The organism is Streptoalloteichus tenebrarius, assembly GCF_024171885.1.
Classification (GTDB): domain Bacteria; phylum Actinomycetota; class Actinomycetes; order Mycobacteriales; family Pseudonocardiaceae; genus Streptoalloteichus; species Streptoalloteichus tenebrarius.
In genome coordinates this window covers 13128-28898 of the sequence record NZ_JAMTCP010000047.1, presented here as the reverse complement: position 1 = coordinate 28898, position 15771 = coordinate 13128, and the positions used below count along the sequence as shown (strand labels likewise).

Here is a 15771-nt window from a genome sequence, read left to right as displayed (position 1 = left end):
CCGCGCGCACGCTCCCACCCTGTCCACCACCCGCTCGCTAGGCTGGGGAGGTCCCGGTGGGGATCACGTCCAACCACCTGTAGACCGGACCGGGAGGCGCCGCGGTGCCACGACTGCGGAAGCGCGGGGGGGCCGCTGACAGCGAGAAGCGGGCCGCCCTCGCCGGGCTGGCCTCGGCCGAGGCCGCGGTGGCCGGGGCGGCCCCCGAGACGGGGGGCTCGCCCGAGGTCCCGACCGACCTCACGGCCGCGGCGTTCTTCGACGTCGACAACACGATGATGATGGGCGCGTCGATCTTCCACTTCGCCAGGGGGCTCGCGGCGCGCAAGTACTTCACCACCGCCGACCTGGCCGGTTTCGCCTGGCAGCAGGTGAAGTTCCGGATCGGCGGCAGGGAGAACCCCGACGACGTGCGGGCCAGCCGCGAGCAGGCCCTGTCGTTCGTGGCCGGCCGGCGGGTCGACGAGCTGATCACGCTGGGCGAGGAGATCTACGACGAGCTGATGGCCGACCGGATCTGGTCGGGCACCCGCGCGCTGGCGCAGATGCACCTCGACGCCGGCCAGCGGGTCTGGCTGGTCACCGCGACCCCGGTGGAGCTGGCGCAGATCATCGCCCGCCGGCTCGGGCTGACCGGGGCGTTGGGCACGGTCGCCGAGAGCGCCGACGGCGTCTACACCGGCCGGCTCGTCGGCGACCTCCTGCACGGCAGGGCCAAGGCGCACGCCGTGCGGGCCCTGGCCGCCAAGGAGGGCCTGGACCTGCGGCGCTGCACCGCCTACTCGGACTCGGTCAACGACGTCCCGATGCTGTCGGCGGTGGGCACCGCCGTGGCGGTCAACCCGGACGCGGGCCTGCGCGACGTCGCGCGCGCCCGCGGCTGGGAGATCAGGGACTTCAGGACCGGCCGCAAGGCCGCGCGGATCGGGGTGCCCTCGGTGCTGGGCGCGGGCGCGCTCGCCGGGGCCGTCGCGGCCGGCCTGGCGTACCGGCGCCGCAACATCTGACGGCGGGTCGCGGCGCGGCGGGCCGCCGAGGCCACGGACGAGTGTCCCCAGGCGGCGGACGAAGGCTGCTCGGAGGGAACGGGCGAGAAGACAGACGAGGTTGGTCATGGCCGCGACGGTAGGGACGCGGCCGGCGTCATTCCGTCAATCCGATGCCCCTCGACGCGTGTCCAGCGGATCTGACGTCTCCGGTGGCGCTGGCGGACACCAGCGGTGGCGTTTCGACACCCTCCGCGTCAGGTTCGTCCTCTTCGTCCGGGAGCCGGAGCGACCGACGCCAACACGCCGCGAACCCCGGGCTCAGCCGAGGAAGACGTTGGTCCGCTGGGACAGCAGGCGGTAGAGCGTCTGCTGGATGGTCTCGCGCACCTGGTCGGTGAGGTTGAAGACCAGCATGGGATCGTCCGCGCCGCCCGGGTCGTGACCGCTGGTCGGGATGGGCTCGCCGAACTCGATGTACCACTTCGAGGGCAACGGGACCGCGCCCAGCGGCCCGAGCAACGGGAACAAGGGCGTGACCGGGAAGTACGGCAGGCCGAGCAGGCGGGCCAGCGGGCGGATGTCGCCGATCTTCGGGTAGATCTCCTCGGCCCCCACGATCGAGCACGGGATGATCGGCACGCCGGTGCGCAGCGCCGCCGAGACGAACCCGCCCCTGCCGAAGCGTTGCAGCTTGTACCGGTCCCGGAAGGGCTTGCCGATCCCCTTGTACCCCTCCGGCCACACCCCGACCAGCTCGCCGGAGCGCAACAGCCGCTCCGCGTCCGGGTGGCAGGCCAGCGTGTGCCCCGCCTTCCGCGCCAGCGGGCCGATCACCGGCAGCCGGAACACCAGGTCGGCGGCCAGCATCCGCAGATGCCGCCGCGCGGGGTGCTCGTCGTGGACCGCGAGCGTGGTCATCAGCGCGTCCAGCGGCAACGTGCCGGAGTGGTTGGCCACGACCAGCGCCCCGCCCTCGCTCGGCACGTGGTGCAGGCCGACCGCCTCCACCCGGAACCACTTCTCGTACAGCGGGCGCAGCGGCGGCAACAGCACCGAGTCGGTCAGCTCCTGGTCGAAGCCGAACTCGTCGATCTCGTAGTCCCCGGTGATCCGACGCCGCAGGAACGCCAGGACGTCCGCGAGCCGCCGCTCCAGCTCGGTCCCCGGCTCCGGCGGGGCCGGCTCCGGGGCCGCGGCCAGCTCCGGGCGCAGCGGGATGACCCTGGCGCCCTCCTCCGACTCCGGCTCCCGGTCAGCTCCACCGCGCGACGACATCCCGAATCCCCCGCTCCACCGCGGCGATCCGCCGCGGTCCGACCAACGGGCGCAGTCCGCGCCCCGTGACGAAGTCGTCGAACGCCCGCCGGGTCGTCCAGCGCGGCGCGAACCCGAACTCCTCGCGCAGTCGCGTCGTGTCCAGGACGCGACCGAGGTTGAGCAGTCGCAGGCGCTCGGGTGAGAAGTCGGCGAGCCGGGCGCCGCGCGCCAGCCGCCCGATCGGGTCGATCGCGGCGGACGGCAACGGCAGCGGCGCCCTGCCCGCGCGGCGGATGGCCTGGGAGAGCGTGAGAACGCCGTCACCGGCCACGTTGAACACCCCGGGCAGGTCGTGCCGGGCGGCCCTCTCCAGCACGGCCAGCGCGTCCTCGGAGTGCAGGAGCTGCACCCTGGGGTCGTGGCCGAGCACGGTCGGCACGAGCGGGAGGGCGAAGTAGCGGGTCAGGACCGTGTCGATCCTCGGCCCGACGACGTCGGCGAAGCGGAGCGTGGTGACCAGGACGTCCTCGCGGCGGCGCCCGAACGCGCGGACGTAGTCCTCCACCTCGGCGGCGTCCCTGGCGTAGCCGGAGGGGGGAAGCTCGTGGGGCGTCATGTCCTCGGTGAACAGCGCGGGGTCCCTCGGGCTGCTCCCGTAGACGGCGGCCGTCGACTTCACGACCAGGCGGCGCACCCGCGTCGACTTCTGGCACGCGGCGAGGAGCTGCATCGTGCCGATGACGTTCATCTCCTTGGTCGCCGACCGCGCCCCGTCCGGGTTGGCCGTGACCGAGGCGTGCACGACCGTGTCGACCTCCGCCCTGGCGACGACCTTGGCGATGAGCGGGTTGCGGATGTCGGCCCTGACGAACTCGGCGCGCCCCATGCGCCGCGCGAGGTCCGGTGGCGGGGGGACCGTGTCGACGCCGAGCACCCGGTCGATCGCGGGGTCGGCGGCGAGGCGGGCGGCGAGGTGACCACCGAGGAACCTGCTCACCCCGGTGACGAGGACGATCCTGGGCGCCATGCGACTCCCTGAGCACGGGGGGTGACCAGACGCGATGCTACCGGGCACAACGAGTGGCGGCCGCCCTCACCACACTCACGGATCAGCCCACCGCGCGAGCGCCCGCGTCCGACGGCCCGCCCGTTCCCGCTCGGTGTTCCACCCGACCCGGCGTCTTGTCCCGGCTCCGCACACCGCGAGATCATGAAATTGGGGGTTCCCCCGAGAAACAGTGTTTTGGGCGAATCGGCGGTCTGACCCGCGTCGTTCTGACACCTTCCGCGCGCCAGGGACAGCCACCGGTCGAAGCGTGCGCCCTCGTGCCCCCAGCCGTGCTCCCCAGCCGTGCTCCCCGGTCGGCCTGAGGCCGCCGGGCACCCCGTACGGGCTCCAGGAACACCGAGGCCGGCGACACCAGGGGTGCCGCCGGCCACTGGCTCGGCTCCGCGTCGGAAGCGAACGTCCGACACAGCGCTGCCCGGACCACGCCGAGCAGCGCGCAAGCTCACTTCTTCAGCTTGCGCCGCTGCACGCGGGTCTTGCGAAGCAGCTTGCGGTGCTTCTTCTTGGACATGCGCTTGCGGCGCTTCTTGATGACGGAGCCCATACGCCGTTCCCTCGCTAGTCGTTGGTGGTGTTTGGTCCTCGCGCTCCGGTGCAGCCGCTCGGCGCGCGCAGAACCAGGCACGAACGGCCTCCCAGACTACCGGTGCCCCTCGGCGATCGACGCAGACGGGGGCACCCGGCGCCCTCGGACCGGGGGCGGGCGGCGGCGGACGCCTGGCGGGACGCGCTCAGCCGGCGCTGAAGTACGCGTTCTCCAGGTACTCGTTGACGGCCTTCTCCGGGACTCGGAACGAGCGACCCACGCGGACCGCGGGCAGCTCGCCGGAGTGCACCAGGCGGTACACGGTCATCTTCGACACGCGCATGATGGCGGCCACCTCGGCGACCGTGAGGAACTGCACCTGGCCGAGCCTGCCTTCGTCGGCCTCCTTGTTCGACGGCATGTGTCACCGCGTCCTTCGGCACATGTCGTGCCGCCGGCTTCCCCTCCGGCGGTTCGACACGCACGTGCTCAGTCGAGAGTAGCGGGACGACTGGGACGGCTGCGACGGTCGGATACCCGCCCGGCCGTGCGACAACACCCGGTCGGGCGCGCCGACCGGGTGGTTGATCACACGGACCGCCGGAGACGGACCGGCACACCCATCCCCCAATGGTTTGTGATCAACCCCATTGGGGGTCGAGGGTTACACGGTCCGCCGCACCGGGGTCCGGAGGGCCCTCGGCCGTGCCCGCCGCGGGGCGGGCCACGCCCGGGATCGACCCGTCAGTCGCGCTCGTGCTCCCTGCCCAGCTCCTCCGAGCGGTCCCTGGCCGCCTCGATGGCGGCCAGCATCGCGGCGCGCACGCCGTGCCGCTCCAGCTCCCGGATCGCCATGATCGTCGTGCCCGCCGGGGAGGTCACCGCCTCGCGCAGCGTCACGGGGTGCTCCCCGGAGTCGCGCAGCATCGTGGCCGCGCCCACCGCCGACTGGATGATCAGCTCGGTGGCCACCGCGCGCGGGATGCCGAGCAGGATGCCCGCGTCGATCATGGCCTCGACCAGGTAGAAGAAGTACGCGGGGCCGGAGCCGGACAGGGCGGTGACCGCGTCCTGCTGCGACTCGGGCACCCTGACGACCTTGCCCACGCTGCCGAGCAGCTCGGCGACCAGGGCCAGGTGCGCCGGCTGGGCGTGCCGGCCGCCCGAGATCGCGCTCATCGCCTCGCCGACCACCATCGGGGTGTTCGGCATGACGCGCACGACCGGCGTGCCCTCCGGCAGCCGGCGCTCGAACAACGCGGTCGGCAGGCCGGCGCACAGCGACACCACGAGCTTGTCCGGGCCCGCCAGCGGCGCCAGCTCGGCGAGCAGGGGCTCGATGTCCTGCGGCTTGACCGCGACCACGAGCACGTCGGCCTCGGCCGCCGCGGTGGGGACGTCGACGCCGCGGACGCCGTAGCGCTTGGTCAGCTCGGCGCCGCGCTCGGGGTGTCGCTCGGTGAACAGCAGTCGCTCGGGGGCGCGTCCCGCCTGGAGCAGGCCGGACAGCAGCGCCTCGCCGATCTTGCCAGCTCCCAGCACGGCGATGGTCGTCATGGCGAACAGGGTGCCACCCCGGCGCGGGCCTCGGCGGCCAGCCCCTCCCTAGCGGAACGGGCGGTGCTCGGCCGGAGTGAGCGCGAGCTGCCGCGCCTGGCACACCAGCCGGCCCGCCGCGTCGACCACGGTCAGGTCCTCGTCGAACCACGGGCCGTGGACCGCGCGGCTGCGCGCCTCGATCCGGAGCCAGCCCGGGCTGGGCCTGGCCCTGAGGAGGGCGGTGAGCTGCACCGTCGGGGACCAGCCGATCCGGCCGAGGTTGAAGGTGACCGGCGGGGTGATGTCGCCGGCGGTCAACGCGAACAGCGGGTCGGGCTCCTCGTCCCTGGGCCGGACCCACATCCGCAGCACCGGCTCCGCGTCCGTCCGCTCGGCGAGGAAGGCGGCGGTGTCCGGGTCGAGCCGCAGGTCGCAGGCCCGCGCGACGCGGAACACCTCGGCCATCGTCGACCCGCCCACGTCGACCGCCCGCGCGGGCGGCGCCGCCGGCATGTCCGGGAGGTCGGCCCATGCCGGCGGCGCGTCGACCAGCGCGCCCGCGGTGACGGTCGCGTCCACGCAGGCCCGGCCCCGCTGTTCCAGGACGGCGCGCACCACGCTGACGGTGCGGCCGGTCCGGAGCACCTCCGTCCGCACCAGCACCGGCCCCACCTCGGGGGCGTGCAGGAACTGGGCGCTGACCGCGAGGGGGTCGACGGCGGCGGTGTCGCCGCGCCCGCCGTTGCCCCCCGCGTTCCCGCCGAGGGCGGCCAGCGCCGCCCTGGCCAGCACCGAGAGCAGGTAGCCGCCGTGGGGACGACCGCCGATCGTCCACACGGCGGACAGCTCCGCGGTGAAGGTGCCGTCGCCCAGTGGCCGCACGGCGGAGGCCGAGGAGAACCGCGGGGGCGGCGTCGACGCGGAGCGGAGCGCGGACCGGGTGGTCACGACTTGCTGACCAGCGACCTGAGGAAGAGGGCGGTGTTGGCCGGCTTCTCGGCCATGCGCCGCATCAGGTAGCCGTACCACTCCTCGCCGTACGGGATGTAGACGCGGACGGTCTCCCCGGCGGCGGCGAGGCGCCGCTGCTCGTCGGGCCGCACGCCGTACAGCATCTGGTACTCGTAGCTGCCCGGCTTGCGCCCGTACCAGCGCGCCCGCTCGCCGATGATCTCGACCAGGCGCGGGTCGTGGGTGGCGAACATCGGGTAGCCGTCGCCGGCCAGCAACGCGTTCGCGCAGCGCACGTAGGCCAGGTCCACCTCGTGCGGCGCGACGTGGGCGACCGTGTCCGGCTCCTTGTAGGCGCCCTTGCACAGCCGGATGCGCGAGCCCTCGGTCGCCAGCGCGGTGGCGTCGTCGAGGGTGCGGTGCAGGTACGCCTGGAGGACCCCGCCGACCCACGGCCAGGTTCCGCGCAGCTCGCGCAGGATGCCCAGCGTGGAGTCGGTCGTGGTGTGGTCCTCCATGTCGAGGGTGACCGTGGTGCCGGCCTTCTCGGCGGCCTCGCAGATGCGGGTGGCGTTCTCCAGCGCCAGCCGCTCGTCGAGCGCCTGGCCGACGGCCGAGAGCTTGACGCTCACCTCGGCGCGGTCGGCGAGCCCGTCGGCGCGCAGCCGGTCCAGCAGCTCCAGGTAGGCCTGCACGGTCTTCTCGGCCTGGGCGCGGTCGGTCGTGTCCTCGCCCAGGTAGTCCAGGGTCACCGAGAGGCCGGCGGCGACCAGGTCCTTGGTCGCGGCGACGGCGTCCTCGGTGGTCTCGCCGGCGACGAACCGGCGCACCACGTCGCGGCTGACGGGGGCGGTGGCCACCAGGTGCCGGATGGTGTCGTTCCCTGCCGCGGCAAGGATGAGCGTGCGCAGCGGATTCACGGCCGCCAACTGTACGTCTTCGATCGCGCCGTCCCCTCACCCGGTCGTACGCCTGACCCCCTGTTCGCTCCGCGGTTCGTTCGCTCTGCGTGTGCGAACTGGGCAGGAAAACGTTTGCGTGCCGCCTTCCGGCGACAATTTGTCCACTCTGGACACAGAGTGGCGCGGTCCCCCCGTGCCCGGCGACCCCGGACACGGGCCGGGAGAGACGTCGGACACGTCCGGATGTCGGGACCGCTGGGACGGCGCGCGGACGCCGTCAGGGACGCGCGAGATGGCGTCGGGCGAACGCCAGCGACTCGGCGAGCATCCGGGAGCGTTCGGCCCGGTCCCGCGCCTTGCGGGTGTTGACCTCCAGCACCACGGCCCCGTCGAAGTCCCCAAGCGCCAGCTCCTCGCACAGCTCGGCGCACGGCTGGTTGCCGCGCCCCGGCACGAGGTGCTCGTCCACGGGCACGCCCGTCCCGTCGGCGAGGTGCACGTGCGCGAGCCCACCGCCCATGCGCTTGGCCATCTCCAGCGCGTCGACGTGCGCCGCGGAGCAGTGCGACAGGTCGAGGGTGTAGTTCGCGTAGCCGACGTCGGTGGGGTCGGGGGAGGGCCGGAAGCCCGAGACGCTCAACGGGCGCCGCCGTCCCAGCGGGCGCATGGGGAACATGTTCTCCACCGCGACGCGGATGCCGCTGGAGTGCTCCAACTGGTCGACGATCCGAGGGAAGTTCTCGGCGTAGCGGCGTTGCCAGCGGAAGGGCGGGTGCACGACCACGGTGGGCGCGCCCAGGTCGGCGGCGGCGGAGACGGCCCTGCGCAACCGCGTCTCGGGGTCGGGGGACCACACCCGCTGGGTGATCAGCAGGCAGGGCGCGTGCACGGACAGCACCGGCATCCCGTACCGCTCGGCGAGCTGGGCGACGGCCCGCACGTCCTGGCTCACCGGGTCCGCCCAGACCATCAGCTCGACGCCGTCGTAGCCCAGCTCGGCGGCCATGGCGAAGGCGGCGCCGACCGGCTGCGGCCAGACCGAGGCGCTGGACAGGCCGACCGGCACGGCGTCCCTGCGGCGCACCTCGCCCGAGGTGGAGACCGCGAACACCCCGCGCGGCCCTCCCGGTCCCCCGCCGCTCATCTGTGGACGAGCAGCAGGGCCGCCGGCGACACGGTGACGACCAGTCCGACCAGCACGGCCAGCACGGTGGTCTGCACGTCGTCGGCCTTGCGGATCACCCGGACCACCAGCACCAGGCCGACGGTGACCACGAGCGCGGCGATCAGCGCCACCGCGGCGAACGTCTGCCACAGCCACTGGAAGCCCAGCCACAGCGCGCCGCCGCCCAGCAGGCCCACGCCGAGCTGGGAGACCATCACCAGCCACTCCTTGCCCGGCGAGCGCTCCCTGGCCTCCTCCTCGGCCTCGTCGATCTCGTCGGCGTCGGCGAGCCCGGCGGGCGGCTCGTCCCCGAGCGGGGCGTCGTCGTCCTCGTCCCCCTCGGGCCGCTCGCCCGCGGCCGGCCTGGCCGCGGCCACCGCGCCGTTCCCGCCGTCGCTCCCGGCGTCCTCGTCGTCGTCCTCGAGGTCGGGGTACCAGCGGGCGGTGGACGGCCCCTCGTCCAGGTCGTCCTCGACCGCGTCCTCGGCGGCCGAGGGGCCGGCGGGGGCCCCGGGGATCCGGGGGAGCTGCTCGGTCATCGGCTCGCCGTCCCTGGGCGCCTGGGCGGGCGACGGGGGCACCGGCGGGAGGTTCTGCACCGTGCCGTCGAGGGCGGCCAGCACACCGCCGGCGGCCACGGTCTCGTCGGGCGCGGGGTCCCGGACGGGGGGGACCTGGGTCGTGTCGGTCAGGTCGTCGGGGACGCCCACCATGCGGGGCGGGGCGTCCTGCGGGACCGCCTCGGCGGGGGCGGGCGCGACCGGGCCGGCCACCGGGGGCGCCGCGGACACCGCGGGCACCGGCGCCGTGTACTCGGCCGGGTTGGCGTCCTCGTAGGGCGTCGGCGGCAGGGTCGGGGGCGCGGCCTTCGCGGCCGGCTTGGGCACGGACTTGGCCACCGGCTTGGGCGCGGCCTTCGGCACCGGCTTGCGCGTCGGCCGGGGCGCCGGCTTCGGCGCGGGGGCCGCGGCCTGGTCCTCCTGCTCCGGCTCCGGCGCCGCCATCCTGCGCCGGGACGGGGTGTCGTGGCGCGGGTAGGTGGGCTGGGTGGCCGTCACCTCGGCCGCCGCCTCCCCCGGTCCCGCGGCGCGCTCCGGTTCGGCCGGCACGTCGGTGATCGGCCGCATGCGGCCGCTCTCCGACAGCACCCGCCCGATGATCGCCTGGGGGGCGGTCTCGGTCGCGTCGTCGGCCCGTCGACGCCGACGGCGCGGCGCCGCCCCGCCCGGGCTGCCCCCGTACTGGGCGAGCAGCTCCGCGACGGTGCGCTGCCCCTGGTTCTCCTCCGGGCCGCTGTCCCGACTCATCGCTCCCACCGTGCCCCGTGGCCGCCAGTCCGTCCAGTAACGCAGTTCGGGTCCCCCGCCGCACCTCCGCGGCCGGGCTCCGTCTCCTGGCCGCCGGCCGGGGCGGCGCCGGTCCCGGCCGCTCCGGCGAACCCGGCGGACCCCGTGAAGTCGGCGGTCCCGGTGGACCTCACGGACGCAGTCTCGCCCGTTCCGTTCGTGTGGTCCAAGCGACGCAGGATGACCCCCTCGCGCAGCGCCCACGGGCAGATCTCGAGTTCGGCCAGGGACAACGCGCGCATCGTGGCCTCGGCGACCAGCGCGCCGGCCACGAGCTGGTGCGCGCGGCTGGCGCTCACCCCCTCCAGCTCGGCCAGGTCGGCGGCGGACATCCGGGAGATGAACGCGATGAGCTGACGCAGGCCCGCGTCGGTGAGCACCCTGCGGACGCGGGGGCCGGCCGAGGACGGCGCGGCGCCGGTCAGCCGGGCCAGGGTGCGGAAGGTCTTGGACGTGGCCACCGCGCGGTCGGGGGCGCCGGCCCTGCGCAGCCTCCTCGCGACCGGCACGAGCTGCGCGTCGAGCCAGTCGCGCAGCGCGGCGACCTCGCGCTGGCTGGGCGGGTCCTTGCGCAGCCGGGTGCGGGTCAGCCGGCCGGCGCCGAAGGGCACCGACAGCGCCACGTCGGGGTCCTCGTCGATGCCGGTGGCCAGCTCCAGCGAGCCCCCGCCGATGTCGACGACCAGGAGCTGGCCCGCGGACCAGCCGAGCCAGCGCCGCGCGGCCAGGAAGGTGTAGCGGGCCTCGTCCTCGCCGGAGAGCACCCGCAGCTCGACGCCGGTCTCGGCGCGGACGCGGGCCAGCACCTCGCCGCAGTTGCGGGCCTCGCGCACGGCGGAGGTGGCGAAGGCCATCAGCTCCTCGCAGCCGTGCTCGGCGGCCGCGTCCCTGGCGTCGGTGACCGCGCGGACCAGCCGGTCGGCGCCGGCGCGGGACAGCTCACCGGAGGCGTCGATCTGCTCGGCCAGTCGGAGCACCGACTTGTCCGAGCTCATCGGCGTCGGGTGGGCACCCCGATGCGCGTCCACCACCAACAGGTGGACGGTGTTCGACCCCACGTCCAGCACCCCGAGGCGCACGTGTCGCACGGTACCGGTCGGTTCCGTCGCGTGTGCCCAGCACCCGGAAACCGGGTGAGTCGCGTCGCGTCCGGGTGGCCGACGGCGTTGGGGCCGTCGGCGCAGGCAGACCCGCCTCCCGACGGTCGGCGACCCACCCGTCCGGGGTGCGGTGTCAGGACTCGAACTTGTAACCGAGCCCACGCACGGTGACCAGGTGGCGGGGGCTCGACGGGTCGGGTTCGATCTTGGAGCGCAGCCGCTTGACGTGGACGTCGAGCGTCTTGGTGTCGCCGACGTAGTCGGCGCCCCAGACCCGGTCGATGAGCTGGCCCCTGGTGAGCACCCTGCCCACGTTCCGCAGCAGGTACTCCAGCAGGTCGAACTCCTTGAGCGGCAGGTTCACCTCGCGGCCGGCGACCGTGACCACGTGCCGTTCGACGTCCATCCGCACCGGCCCCGCCTCCAGCACCTGCGGCAGCAGGTCGGGGTCGAGGCCGGGCTCGCCGCCCCTGCGCAGCACGGCGCGGACGCGGGCGATCAGCTCGCGGGCCGAGTACGGCTTGGTGACGTAGTCGTCGGCGCCCAGTTCCAGGCCGACCACCTTGTCGATCTCGCTGTCCCGCGCGGTCACCATGATCACGGGGACGGCGGAGCGCTGGCGGAGCTGCTTGCACACGTCGGTGCCGCTCATGCCGGGCAGCATGAGGTCGAGCAGCACGATGTCGGCGCCGTTGCGGTCGAACTCCTCCAGCGCCTCCTGGCCGGTCGTGGCGATCGCCGTGGTGAACCCCTCCTTGCGGAGCAGGAACGCCAGCGGGTCGGCGAAGGACTCCTCGTCCTCCACGATCAGCACCCTGGTCACAGCACTCCTCCATGGTCGACGCTGCTGGTGTCCGCCCCGCCGGGTCCGGGTTGGCCGGCGGCCGACGTGCTGGACGGAACGAGGGAGTGGGCGCGCGTCGACCGCTCGGCCTCGCCCTGCCGGGACTGCTCGGCGGGGACGGCCGGGTGCGCGGCGCCGTGGGCCGGGATGCGCAGGGTGAAGGTCGACCCGGTGCCCGGCCGGCTCCACAGCCGCACCTCGCCGCCGTGGTTGGCGGCCACGTGCTTGACGATGGCCAGGCCGAGCCCGGTGCCGCCGGTGGCGCGCGAGCGGGCGGGGTCCACCCGGAAGAACCGCTCGAACACCCGTTCCTGGTGCTCGGGGGCGATGCCGATGCCCCGGTCGGTCACGGCGATCTCGACGAAGCCCTCGGCGGCCCTGCGGCTCACGGAGACCGGGCTGCCGGGCGGCGAGTAGGAGATGGCGTTGTCGACCAGGTTGGTCAGCGCGGTGACCAGCAGCGTGCGGTCGCCGTCGACCTCCATGCCCGACGGCTCGTCGACGGCGATCTCGATGCCGGCGGACTCGGCGGCCAGGCGGCAGCGGGCCAGCGCCTCGCGGACCACCTCGTCCACCTCGACCGTGGCCAGCTCGGGCAGCCGCTCGGCGCCCTGGAGCCGGGACAGCGCGATCAGCTCGGTGACCAGGGAGCCCAGCCGGGTGGCCTCGTGCAGGATCTTGCCGCCGAAGCGGCGCACCTCGTCCGGGTCGTCGGCGGCGTCCAGCACGGCCTCGGCGAGCAGGGCGAGCGCGCCGACCGGGGTCTTGAGCTCGTGGCTGACGTTGGCCACGAAGTCGCGCCGGGTGGCCTCCAGCCGGACCGCGTCGGACTCGTCGGCCGCGTCGACCACGACGAAGCCGTCGCCGAGGGGGCGGGCCTCGCCGAGCACGGCGGCGGGGCCCCTGCCGGACAGCGCGCCGCGCTCCAGCGGCGAGAGGTCCACGTGCACCACGTCGCCGGTCTCCAGCACCTGTTCGGCGGCCTTGATCGCCCGCGCGTCGGCCCGGTTGGACCGCACCACGCCCAGCTCCGCCGCGCGCGGGTTGTGCAGCACGACGTCGCCGAAGCGGTTGATGACGGCGACGCCGTTGTGCGCGGAGTGCACGACCCGCTGGACCAGCTCGGCCACGGTCACCCCCGCCGGCCGTCGCGGGTGTCTCGCGCCGTGCGCCCTGCCCAGCAGGAAGGCCACGACCGCGGCGGCGAGGACGGCGCCGAGGGTCAGGGCGAGATAGCCCGATGCGGTCACGGCCGCATGGTAAGCAGCGCGGACCCGGGTCCGACCAGTCCGAAGCGGCCATCCGTGATACCGGCGACACCGCCATCACCAGGTGTTTTGTCCCACGTCACGCGGAGTTCACCCGTTCGTGTCATCCAGGTGACGCTGCCTGGGGGAACAGGCGCTACCCCACCTCGGTGACGGCGGGCCCGACCACCCGTCGGGGGAACGGGGCGCGCGGAGAGCCGTCCGGCCCCGAGACGGCGCCGTGCCCGTGCGCCCGCCCGACGGCGGGACACACGGGCACGGCGAAGAGACGGGACGGGGCGCTCAGCGCCCCTGGTTGGCCACGGCCTTGATCGCGTTCGCCGCGGCCTCGGGGTCCAGGTAGGTGCCGCCCGGGTTGGTGGGGCGCAGCTCGGAGTCGAGGTCGTAGCGGAGCGGGATGCCGGTCGGGATGTTCAGGCCGGCGATGGCCTCGTCGGAGATCCCGTCGAGGTGCTTGACCAGCGCGCGCAGCGAGTTGCCGTGCGCGGCCACGAGCACCGTGCGGCCGGCGCGCAGGTCCGGCACGATCGCCTGCTCCCAGTACGGCAGCAGCCGCGCGACCACGTCCTTGAGGCACTCGGTGAGCGGCAGGGCGTCGCCGAGGTCGGCGTACCGCACGTCGGCGTCCTGGCTGAACTCGCTCCCGCGCTCGATGGGCGGCGGCGGGGTGTCGTACGAGCGGCGCCAGAGCATGAACTGCTCCTCGCCGTACGCCTCCAGGGTCTGCTTCTTGTTCTTGCCCTGGAGCGCGCCGTAGTGGCGCTCGTTCAGCCGCCAGTCACGACGGACCGGGATCCAGTGCCGGTCGCAGCCGTCCAGGGCCAGGTTGGCCGTGGAGATCGCGCGCCGCAGCAGCGAGGTGTGCACGACATCCGGCAGCAGGTCGGCCTCGCGCAGCAGCGCGCCACCGCGCCGGGCCTCCTCCTCGCCCCGCTCCGAGAGCGGGACATCCACCCATCCGGTGAACAGGTTCTCGGCGTTCCACACGCTCTCGCCATGGCGGAGCAGCACGAGCGTCCCGACAGCGTTTGCCATGCCCTACAGCCTGCCAAACCGGGCGGGCGGTGTCGGCGCGGCCTCGGACGCGCGCCGGGCCGGCGCGCGCGGGACGACCGGGTTGACGACCGCGTTGACGACCTGGTTGACGACCGGGCTCAGGACGCCGCGGCGGCCTCCTCCCCTGCCCGCAGGGCGCGCCGCAGGATCTTCCCCGACGGCGACTTCGGGACCGCGTCGACGAACGCGACCGCCCTGACCTTCTTGTGCGGGGCCACCCTGGCCGCCACGTACGCCATGATGTCCTCGGCGGTCAGCTCCCCCGCCCCGGCCTGGCGCACGACGAACGCCTTGGGCGCCTCCCCGCCCTCGGGGTCGGGCACCCCGACCACGGCGGCGTCGGCGATCCCGGGGTGGGTGAGCAGCAGGGCCTCCAGCTCGGCCGGCGGCACCTGGTAGCCCTTGTACTTGATCAGCTCCTTCACCCGGTCGACGATGCTGAAGCAGCCCTGCCCGTCGACGACGGCCACGTCGCCGGTGCGGAGGAAGCCCTCGTCGTCGAACGCGGCCTCGGTCGCCGCCTCGTCGTTCAGGTACCCGGCCATCACGTTGGGGCCGCGCAGCAGCAACTCCCCCGGCACGCCGGGCCCGACCTCCTCGCCGGTGGCCGGGTCGACGAGCTTGGCGGTCATGTTGGGCAGCATCAGGCCGACCGTGCCGGGAGGGATGTCGTCGCGGTCGCCGGGGATGGCGTGGCTGACGGGGCTCAGCTCGGTCATGCCGTAGCCCTGGCGGACCCGGCACCCCAGCCGGGCCCGCACCGAGGCCGCCAGCTCGGCGTCCAGCGGGGCGGCGCCGGAGAAGAGCACCTCCAACGCGGACAGGTCGGCGTCGGCGACCGCGGGGTGCTTGGCCAGCGCGACCACGACCGGGGGCGCGACGTACACGCGGTCGGTGCGGTGCTCGGCGATCACCCGCAGGAACTCGGCGAGGTCGAACCTCGGCAGCGTGACCACGGTCCCGCGGTTGTACAGCGCGTGGTTCATGGTCACCTGCATGCCGTAGATGTGGAAGAACGGCAGCACGGCCAGCACGCGGGTCCGGTCGGTCACCGGGATCACGGCCTGGCACTGCACGAGGTTCGCCACGAGGTTCCGGTGCGTCAGCCGGACGCCCTTGGCCCGTCCGGTGGTGCCGGAGGAGTAGGGCAGGACCGCCACGTCCGTCGCGGGATCGATCACCACGTCCGGCGGCGGGCCGTCGTGCGCGAGCAGGTCGGACAGGGGCGTGTGACCTGCCGCGCGGGCGGTGTCGGCGTCACCGGCGGCGCGGTCGGAGGCGGGGTCGGGGTCGGGGTCGGGGTCGGGGTCGGCGGAGTCCATCAGCACGATCTCCCGGACCCCGGTGGAGTCGGCCGCCGCGGTGACCCGCTCCAGGAACGGGGAGACGGTGAACACCAGCCGGGCGCCGGAGTCGGCGAGCTGGCCGGCGATCTCCTCGGCGGTGTAGAGCGCGTTGATCGTCGTCGCGGTGGCTCCCGCGCGCAGCACCCCGTGCAGGACCACGGCGTAGTGCGGGATGTTGGGGCCGAGGACCGCGACGACGTCGCCCCGGCCCACCCCACGCGCGGCCAGCGCCGCCGCGACCCGGTCGACCATCTCCGCCAACTCGCCGTAGCTGATCGAGCGCCCGGTCGCCCCGTCCACCAACGCCGTGTGCCGCGCGTGCGCACCCAGCTCGGCGAAGAGGAGCTCGTGTAGTGGGACGTCCGGAACCACCACGTCGGGGAACGGGCTGCGCAGGACCACTGGCCACCTCC

Annotated in this window: 15 protein-coding genes; 1 reads left to right on the top strand and 14 read right to left on the bottom strand. The window is 74.3% G+C overall.

Annotation, left to right across the window (positions count from 1 at the left end; genetic code table 11):
* The first annotated feature begins 104 nt into the window (after positions 1–104).
* Complete coding sequence (locus LX15_RS27230; RefSeq protein ID WP_253672790.1) at positions 105–1007, top strand: HAD family hydrolase; 903 nt, start codon at positions 105–107, stop codon at positions 1005–1007.
* A gap of 300 nt (positions 1008–1307) precedes the next feature.
* Here the strand turns inward: LX15_RS27230 and LX15_RS27225 are convergent, their stop codons facing one another.
* The 14 genes from LX15_RS27225 to LX15_RS27160 all read right to left on the bottom strand — a co-directional run bounded on the left by LX15_RS27225 (position 1308) and on the right by LX15_RS27160 (position 15760).
* Positions 1308–2264, bottom strand: coding sequence for a lysophospholipid acyltransferase family protein (locus tag LX15_RS27225; RefSeq protein WP_253672789.1), 957 nt, complete (start codon positions 2262–2264; stop codon positions 1308–1310).
* A complete protein-coding gene (locus LX15_RS27220) occupies positions 2242–3273 on the bottom strand; it encodes an NAD-dependent epimerase/dehydratase family protein (protein ID WP_253672787.1) in 1032 nt (343 codons plus the stop codon). The genes LX15_RS27225 and LX15_RS27220 overlap by 23 nt, the downstream gene beginning before the upstream one ends.
* Before the next feature lie 484 nt (positions 3274–3757).
* Entirely contained in the window at positions 3758–3859 is a 102-nt protein-coding gene (locus tag LX15_RS27215; protein WP_018684825.1) for a 30S ribosomal protein bS22, read from the bottom strand.
* 187 nt (positions 3860–4046) lie between these two features.
* A complete protein-coding gene (locus LX15_RS27210; RefSeq protein ID WP_073479443.1) occupies positions 4047–4262 on the bottom strand; it encodes a helix-turn-helix domain-containing protein in 216 nt (71 codons plus the stop codon).
* Between the two features lie 323 nt (positions 4263–4585).
* Positions 4586–5398, bottom strand: a complete 813-nt coding sequence (proC, locus tag LX15_RS27205) for a pyrroline-5-carboxylate reductase (protein WP_253672785.1) — start codon at positions 5396–5398, stop codon at positions 4586–4588.
* A 48-nt stretch (positions 5399–5446) separates the two neighbouring features.
* Entirely contained in the window at positions 5447–6328 is an 882-nt protein-coding gene (locus LX15_RS27200; protein ID WP_253672783.1) for a thioesterase family protein, read from the bottom strand.
* On the bottom strand, positions 6325–7251 hold the full coding sequence (locus LX15_RS27195) for a proline dehydrogenase family protein (protein ID WP_253672781.1): 927 nt from the start codon (positions 7249–7251) through the stop codon (positions 6325–6327). The genes LX15_RS27200 and LX15_RS27195 overlap by 4 nt, the downstream gene beginning before the upstream one ends.
* Positions 7252–7510: 259 nt before the next feature.
* Complete coding sequence (locus LX15_RS27190; protein WP_253672779.1) at positions 7511–8377, bottom strand: sugar phosphate isomerase/epimerase family protein; 867 nt, start codon at positions 8375–8377, stop codon at positions 7511–7513.
* Entirely contained in the window at positions 8374–9705 is a 1332-nt protein-coding gene (locus LX15_RS27185) for an Rv0497 family membrane protein (protein WP_253672777.1), read from the bottom strand. The genes LX15_RS27190 and LX15_RS27185 overlap by 4 nt, the downstream gene beginning before the upstream one ends.
* Positions 9702–10823, bottom strand: a complete 1122-nt coding sequence (locus LX15_RS27180) for a Ppx/GppA phosphatase family protein (RefSeq protein ID WP_253672775.1) — start codon at positions 10821–10823, stop codon at positions 9702–9704. Before LX15_RS27180 ends, LX15_RS27185 begins: the two co-directional genes overlap by 4 nt.
* 154 nt (positions 10824–10977) lie before the next feature.
* Positions 10978–11667 carry a response regulator gene (locus LX15_RS27175; RefSeq protein WP_253672773.1) on the bottom strand — a complete coding sequence of 230 codons (690 nt, stop codon included), beginning with the start codon at positions 11665–11667 and terminating at the stop codon, positions 10978–10980.
* Positions 11664–12938, bottom strand: coding sequence for a sensor histidine kinase (locus LX15_RS27170; RefSeq protein WP_308213529.1), 1275 nt, complete (start codon positions 12936–12938; stop codon positions 11664–11666). The genes LX15_RS27175 and LX15_RS27170 overlap by 4 nt, the downstream gene beginning before the upstream one ends.
* 300 nt (positions 12939–13238) lie before the next feature.
* Entirely contained in the window at positions 13239–13991 is a 753-nt protein-coding gene (locus LX15_RS27165) for a phosphoglyceromutase (protein WP_253672771.1), read from the bottom strand.
* 119 nt (positions 13992–14110) lie between these two features.
* Entirely contained in the window at positions 14111–15760 is a 1650-nt protein-coding gene (locus LX15_RS27160; protein WP_253672769.1) for an AMP-binding protein, read from the bottom strand.
* Positions 15761–15771: the final 11 nt, after the last annotated feature.